Raw genomic sequence first — 459 nt, 5'->3', positions numbered from 1 at the left:
GGACTCTGTTTGGGCTCCGACTCACGCTGTCTCCATTTACTCAGAAGGCTATCGTTTATTCCAAGCTCATCTGCAACCTCTTTCACCGATCCTCGGCTATTAGATAAATCTATAGCCATTTTTTTGAAGGAATCATCAAATACTCGTTTGCTCATATAATCAAATTTAAAAGTTTCTAGTTAAATCTGACAACTAAATTCCTCCAGTCAAATGTAGCAACTCCATACCATTAAAAAGTATATTCGCATCTGGCAGACACTTGGCATTAGCTATGAAGAGTTCAATGCCAAGAGCGACAGCGACCTTGCTGTCATTTTCACAACGCCCGTAGCCAGGATTTCCAGTGCACCCCGTATGCAGATTCTCCAGACACTATTACCTGATTACTGTAAAAGGTTAAAGAGAAAGGGTGTTACAAGGGAATCTCTCCATGAAGAATATGTGAAGCAACACCCTGAT

The 459-nt window shown here is 41.2% G+C and carries 1 protein-coding gene; it reads right to left on the bottom strand.

What is annotated here, in order from left to right; all coding sequences use genetic code 11:
• Positions 1 to 155, bottom strand: a 155-nt coding sequence (locus GJU39_RS24385; protein WP_154281226.1) for a transposase, incomplete at its 3' end; no start/stop codon positions are given.
• Between the last annotated feature and the right edge of the window lie 304 nt (positions 156 to 459).

The organism is Pedobacter petrophilus, from assembly GCF_009674725.1.
GTDB lineage: Bacteria > Bacteroidota > Bacteroidia > Sphingobacteriales > Sphingobacteriaceae > Pedobacter > Pedobacter petrophilus.
This window is presented reverse-complemented; position numbering and strand designations above follow the sequence as displayed.